Here is a 6,437-nt window from a genome sequence, read left to right on the forward strand (position 1 = left end):
GCGCTGGGCAACCTCGCCGACGCCATCAGCGTCTGGGACGAGGTCCTTGCCGTCTTTCCCGAGCACAAGGAAGCCCTTCTCTACAAGGCCATGGCCGAGAAGAACCTGCACGGGAAATAGTCCCCGCGCGAGCGGCCTTTTCTCATCGCAAGAAGCGGCAGGGCCGCCCCTTCCCTTTGTGACTGGTATGCTACGCTGCCGCCTGTGAAGAAACTTTTTCAACCACTGCTGGTCATCGCGCTGCTGCTGGGCGGCTGCGCGCAGCTCGGCGGCCCCCGGCCCGAGGGCAAAGTCCTCATGGGCGAGCAGGCCTGGGGCGAGCTGCGCCCCGAGGCGATCGCCGAGTATCTGCGCGGCGAGATGCTCTCGCAGGACGGAAACTTCGCCGGCGCGCTCGAAGCATTCGGCGCCGCCCAGAAGGCCGATCCCGAGTCCAAGTATCTGCTCTACCGCCTCTACCACGCGCACCTGACCGTGGGTGACATCCAGAGCGCGGAGCAAACCGTCCAGCGCGTCCTGACCCTCGATCCCCAGGACGGGCGGGCCCACTACCTGCTGGGCAAGCTCTACTACCAGACCAAGCGTCCCGAGCTCTCGCTCGTGCAGTTTCGCGAAGCACTTGCCGCCGAACCAAACAACCTCGAGTACATGCTTTTCTACGGCCTGCTGCTGGCCGAGACCGAGCGCTACGACGAAGCGGTATCCGTGCTCACCGACTTCCTCGAAGTGCGCCCCGATACCGACATCGTCCATTTTTCGCTGGCAAAGATTTACGCCATCCGGCAGGACTTCGACCGGGCCGAGGCGCACTTCCGCCGCACCATCGAGATCAACCCGAACTTCCGCGCCGCCTATGTCGAGCTGCTGCGTATTTACGAGCAGGAAGAGGCGACCGAGAAGATCGCTGCCCTCTACAAGCTGCTGCTTCAGAACGTCGATCCCGAGAACGTGCAGCTCCGCGCGCAACTGGCGGAACTTTTCGTCAAGCAAAAGCGCCTTGGAGAAGCCGCCCAGCTCTACGAGGACATCCAGCGCGAGTCGCCCCTCGATGCCAAGGTCATGGCCAAGCTCGGGCTGATCTACTTCCAGCAGGAGCGCTACGCCGAGGCCGTGCCCCAGTTCCAGCTCTTCCTGGCGGGCGATCCCACCAACGACATCGTTCGCTACTACCTGGCGCTTTGTTTCGAGCGGCTGGGCAATCACGAAAAGGCGCGCGAGGCGCTCGAGAGCATCAAGTTCGGATCGCAGACCCACCTCGACGCGGTGGTCTACCTCTCCTATCTGGACGAGGAAGCCGACGAGGTCGACGACGCCATTGAGCGGCTGCGCGCCGCGCTGGCGCAGTATCCGGGCGAGGTGCGGCTGGTAAGCCGCATCGGCGACGTGCTGCGCCGCGCCGAGCGCACTGCTGAGTCCATCGAGTATCTCGAGGACGCGGTGAAGCGCCATCCCGAAAACGCCGACCTGCTCTTCTCGCTGGGAATGGCCTATGACGCCAACGACCAGCTCGTGCGCATGGAAACAGCGATGAAGAAGGTGCTCGAGCTCAACCCCCAGCACTACAACGCGCTCAACTATCTGGGTTACACCTGGGCCGACAAGGGCCTGCACCTCGAAGAAGCCGAAGACATGGTGCGCCGCGCGCTGGCCCTCAAGCCCGGCGACGGATACATCACCGACTCTCTCGGCTGGGTCTACTACCGGCAGGGACGCCTGAAAGAAGCCGTCGCCACCATCGAAGAGGCCGTGCGCCTGGCACCCGACGACGCGCAGATCGTCGCCCACCTGGGCGAGGTCTACGAAGCCGTCGGCGAGCTGGAAAAAGCGCTGGCCGCGTGGGAGCAGGCCCACGAGCTCGTCGACAAGGAAGACGTCCGCCAGAAGAAACTGCGCGATGAAATCGAGTCACACATCAACGCCCTGCGCAAGCGGCTCGGCCGCGGGTAGCCCCCGCACGCCTATGCGATTTCGCACTTCCCTGCTCACGCTGGCGCTGCTCTTTTCTGTGAGCGGCTGCGGCTACTTCGCCAAGTGGCCGGCGCAGGCGGAGGCGCTCGCCTCCCTCAATGAGATCCTGAGCGCCGAGCCCGAGGCGGATAGCTTCTGGGGCGACGGGTGGGTGCGGCTCGAAAACGCGCGTGACAGCGTGGTCTTCGCCGCCGAGTTCGTCGTCGAGTATCCCGACAAGTTCCGCATGACGGCCTTCGGGCTCTTCGACAAGCCCGAGGCCTATCTTGCAAGCGACGGCCGGCGCATTGCGCTCTACCTGGTCGGCGAGAACCGCTACTTCTCCGGCCCGGCCCGCGGCGAGGCGCTGGCCACGATCCTTGGACTGCCGCCCATGGAGATGAAGGAACTGCTGGGTTACCTCACCGGACAAATTCCAGTGAGCGATACCACGGGCGCAGATCTTGCCGCCGACAAGTGGAAGGGCCGCTGGACTGCCTCGGTCGGGCCGATCACCTCCGAGGAGAAGATCCGCTTTCCGCGCACCGGCGGGCGCATCGAGGGCTTTGCCCGCACCGCCCCGGGACGCCGCGTCGATGTGCGTTTTTCGAACTTCTCCGTGCCCGATGAGGGGAGCGCGCGTCCCTACCCCCACCGCATTGCGGTCAGCGCGCCCGAGGCGCAGGCCCTCTTCCGGGTGAGCTTTCGCGAGATGGAGATCAACGCGCCGGTGGAGTCCAGGTCCATCTTCACCCTGCGCGCGCCGCCGGGAGCGATCCACCTGCCCTTTACCCACGCCGCCGGGCTGATGGGCCTGCCGCTTCCGCCGGTGAATGAGCCCGCCGAAGAGCTCGCGCCCGTGCAGGATTGACCGGCGAGCGGGCGCGTGGTACCTGCCAAGGCGATGATCTCACGAGCAACTTATCTGGCCCTCGCCTTTGTGACGCTGGCGTGCGCGGCCTGCACGCGCGGTCCCGCGCAGGGGCCGAAAGAGAAGGCGCCGCTCGATGCCATGGCCGAGGCCCTGGAGAGCGTGCCGCCCGAGGGCGAGCCCGACGCGCACGGCGACTGGCTGGTGCGCTCGCTGGGCGCCGAGCCGCCCACGCTCAACCCGATTACATCGTCGGATGCCTCCGAGAGCACCATCAACCAGTTCATCTATGAATCGCTCATCCAGCGCAGCCCCAAGACCCTGGAGTTCGAGCCGGCGCTGGCCGAGTCCTGGGATGAGTCTGAGGACCACCTCACCTACGTCTTTCACCTGCGAAAGGATGTGCGCTGGCACGATGGAAAGCCCTTTACCGCCGACGATGTGATCTACAGCTTCGAGCGCATCATGGACCCGGAAGTCGACGCCGCGCCGCTGCGGGTCTACTACCAGGACATCTCCGAGTTCGTGAAGATCGACGACTACACCGTGCGCTGCACCTACGGAAAGCCCTACTTCATGGCCTTCCAGAACTGCGGCGGGATCTCGGTGCTGCCCAAACACGTCTTCGACAATGGCGAAGACTTCAATTCCCACTCGGCCGCGCGCCACCCCATCGGCACCGGACCCATGAAGTTCTCCAAGTGGGAGACCGGCAAGATCATCGAGCTCGAGCAGAACCCCGACTACTACGACGAAAAGAACACACTGTTCTTCAAGAAGATGCTCTTCAAGGTCATCACCGACAGCTCGGTCACGTTGCAGGCCTTCAAGGAAGGCGCGCTCGATACGGTCGGCCTCAATCCCGAGCAGTGGGTGCGCCAGACCAGCTCCAAACGCTTTGCGCGCAACGCCAACAAGTTCGCCTTCAACCAGACGGCCTACAACTACGTGGGCTGGAACGCGCGGCGCCCCCAGTTCGAGGACAAGCGCGTGCGCCAGGCACTCACCTTCCTGATGCCGCGCAAGGAGATCGCCCTCAAGGTCTACTACAACCTGGCCCGCGTGGTGTGCTCGCCGGTGCTTCCCGATACCGACTACTACAACGAAAAACTCGAGTGCCGCGGCTACGACCCGGCAAGGGCCCGCGCGCTGCTGGCCGAGGCCGGCTGGAGCGACAGCGACGGCGATGGATGGCTCGACAAGGACGGCAAGCCCTTCCGTTTCGAAATGCTCGTCGTCGCCGGCAGCAACACCTACGAGCAGATCGCCACCATCTACAAAGAAGAGCTCGCCCGCGCGGGCATCGACATGGTGATCCGCCGCCTGGACTGGGGCGCGTTCTTGCAGCCCGTGCAGTCCCATGAGTTCGACGCCTGCATGCTCGGCTGGTCGCTCTCCATCGATCCCGATCCCTACCAGCTCTGGCATTCCTCAGGCGCCGACAAGGAAGGCAGCTCCAACCTCGTCGGGTTCAAGAACGCCGAAGCCGACAAGCTCATCGAGGACTTTCGCGTGAACTTCGACAAGGACGCGCGCGTGGCCATGCTCAAGCGCTTCCAGGAAATCATCTACGACGAGCAGCCCTACACCTTCCTCTTCATGTCGAAGGCGCTCATGGGCGTGCACAACCGCATTGTGAACATTCACTTCTATCCCACGCGCCCGCCCTATGACCTGCGCGAGTGGTTCGTCCCCGCCGGGCGCGCCCGCTACACGGAGGCGCCGTGAAGCAATACATCGCCAAGCGCATCCTGCTGCTGATTCCCACCCTGCTGGGCATCAGCCTGATCACCTTTGCCATCATCAACATGGCGCCGGGAAGCCCGGCCAATGCGCGCATCGCACAGATCTTCGCCGGCGAGGCCAGCGGCGAAGTGACCGCCGAGCTCATCGAGCAGACCAAGAAACTCTACGGCCTCGACAAGCCCATCCACGTTCGGTACTGGGAGTGGGTCAAGGGCATGGCGACCTTCGATTTTGGCGAGTCCTTCAAGGACCACCGCCCGGTGATCGACAAGATCCTCGAAGCGCTGCCCATCACGATGATTCTGAACATTCTCTCCATGATCGCGCTCTACCTGCTGGCGATCCCCTGGGGAATCTATTCCTCGCGCATCGCCGGTTCGAAGCTCGACCGGGCGGTGACCGTCGGGCTCTTCGTGCTCTACTCGCTGCCCACCTTCTGGGTGGCAACTATGCTCATCCTGTTCCTTGGCGGCGGGGAATTCCTCGACGTCTTTCCGACCTATGGCTACGAGACCTACGGGGCCGAGAGCTGGCCTTTTTTCGCGCGGCTCTGGGACTGGACCCTGCACCTGTTTCTGCCACTGGTGTGCATGAGTTACGGCGGCCTGGCACTGCTCTCGCGCTACGCGCGCGTCTCGATGCTTGAGGTCATCCACCAGGACTACATCCGCACCGCGCGTGCCAAGGGGCTCTCGGAAAAAGTCATCACGCTCAAGCACGCGCTGCGCAACTCGCTGCTGCCGCTCATTACACTGGTGGCCTCGATTTTTCCCTCGCTCTTTGGCGGCTCGGTCATCATCGAGACGATCTTCTCGATCTCGGGCCTTGGCAAGCTCGGCTTCGAGGCAATCCGCTCCAACGACTACCCCGTCGTCATGGCGATTACGACCATCTCCGCGCTACTCACCCTGGTGGGCATTCTGATCTCCGACCTGCTCTACGTGGTCGCCGATCCGCGCATTTCCTTTGAAGAGCGGGAGGCCTGATCCATGAGCGAGCCCCCCGCAATGGAAACCGGCCCCATCGAGGAGCCACGCGGGTACTGGCACCGGGTCTATTCGCAGTTCCGCCGCGATCGCATGGCGGTTCTCGGCATCGCGCTCATTGCGGTGCTGGGGGCCACGGCGCTCTTTGCCGACGTGCTGGCCAGCGCCCACCCGCTGGTGATGCGCTACCAGGGTGCGCTCTACGCGCCGATCGTGGGCGAGCTTCCCGAAGAGCTGCGTGCGATTGCACCCGGGGAGATCCCCGCCCACCTGGGCGAGGACGACTGGGCCCTGTGGGCGCCCATCCCCTATGGCCCCACCCAGCACGATCTCGAAAGGCGTCTTGAACCGCCCTCGGCCGACCACTGGCTGGGCACCGATGATCGCGGACGCGACCTGCTCTCGCGCATGGTGCATGGATCGCGCATCAGCCTGAGCGTGGGCTTTGTCTCGGTGGGCATTGCGCTGATCATCGGAGTCATGATCGGCGCGGCCGCCGGCTACTACGGCGGCAAAGTGGACGTGGTCATCTCGCGCCTCATTGAGGTGGTGATCTGCTTCCCCACCTTCTTCCTGATCCTCGCAGTGATCGCCCTGCTGCCACCGAGCATGATGATCATCATGGTGGTCATCGGGCTCACGAGCTGGACGGGCATCGCGCGGCTCATCCGCGCCGAGGTCCTGAAAGTCCGCACCATGGACTACGTGCAGGCCGCCCGCTCGCTGGGCGTCGCCAACTCGCGCATCATCTTTCGCCACATCCTGCCCAACTCCCTGGCCCCGGCCATGGTGAGCGCCACCTTCGGCATTGCCGCCGCCATCCTGGTGGAGAGCTCGCTGGCCTTCCTGGGCTTTGGCGTCCCGCCGCCCACCGCCTCCTGGGGCGA

5 protein-coding genes are annotated in these 6,437 nt (G+C 64.3%); all 5 read left to right on the forward strand.

Features of this window, described 5'->3' with window-relative positions:
* Positions 1-204 precede the first annotated feature (204 nt).
* Positions 205-1,947: a tetratricopeptide repeat protein gene (locus KDH09_14925; protein MCB0220988.1), complete on the forward strand. Its 1,743-nt coding sequence runs from the start codon at positions 205-207 to the stop codon at positions 1,945-1,947.
* A gap of 13 nt (positions 1,948-1,960) precedes the next feature.
* Complete coding sequence (locus tag KDH09_14930; protein MCB0220989.1) at positions 1,961-2,818, forward strand: hypothetical protein; 858 nt, start codon at positions 1,961-1,963, stop codon at positions 2,816-2,818.
* A 33-nt stretch (positions 2,819-2,851) separates the two neighbouring features.
* Entirely contained in the window at positions 2,852-4,546 is a 1,695-nt protein-coding gene (locus KDH09_14935; GenBank protein ID MCB0220990.1) for a peptide-binding protein, read from the forward strand.
* Positions 4,543-5,550 carry an ABC transporter permease gene (locus KDH09_14940; GenBank protein ID MCB0220991.1) on the forward strand — a complete coding sequence of 336 codons (1,008 nt, stop codon included), beginning with the start codon at positions 4,543-4,545 and terminating at the stop codon, positions 5,548-5,550. The genes KDH09_14935 and KDH09_14940 overlap by 4 nt, the downstream gene beginning before the upstream one ends.
* 3 nt (positions 5,551-5,553) lie before the next feature.
* On the forward strand, positions 5,554-6,437 hold an 884-nt coding region (locus tag KDH09_14945; GenBank protein ID MCB0220992.1), incomplete at its 3' end, for an ABC transporter permease.

This window comes from Chrysiogenia bacterium (assembly GCA_020434085.1).
Classification (GTDB): Bacteria; JAGRBM01; JAGRBM01; order JAGRBM01; family JAGRBM01; genus JAGRBM01.

Coding starts and splice junctions, on each gene's coding strand:
- KDH09_14930 (MCB0220989.1), top strand. CDS start 1,961: ATGCGATTTCGCACTTCCCTGCTCACGCTGGCGCTGCTCTTTTCTGTG.
- KDH09_14935 (MCB0220990.1), top strand. CDS start 2,852: ATGATCTCACGAGCAACTTATCTGGCCCTCGCCTTTGTGACGCTGGCG.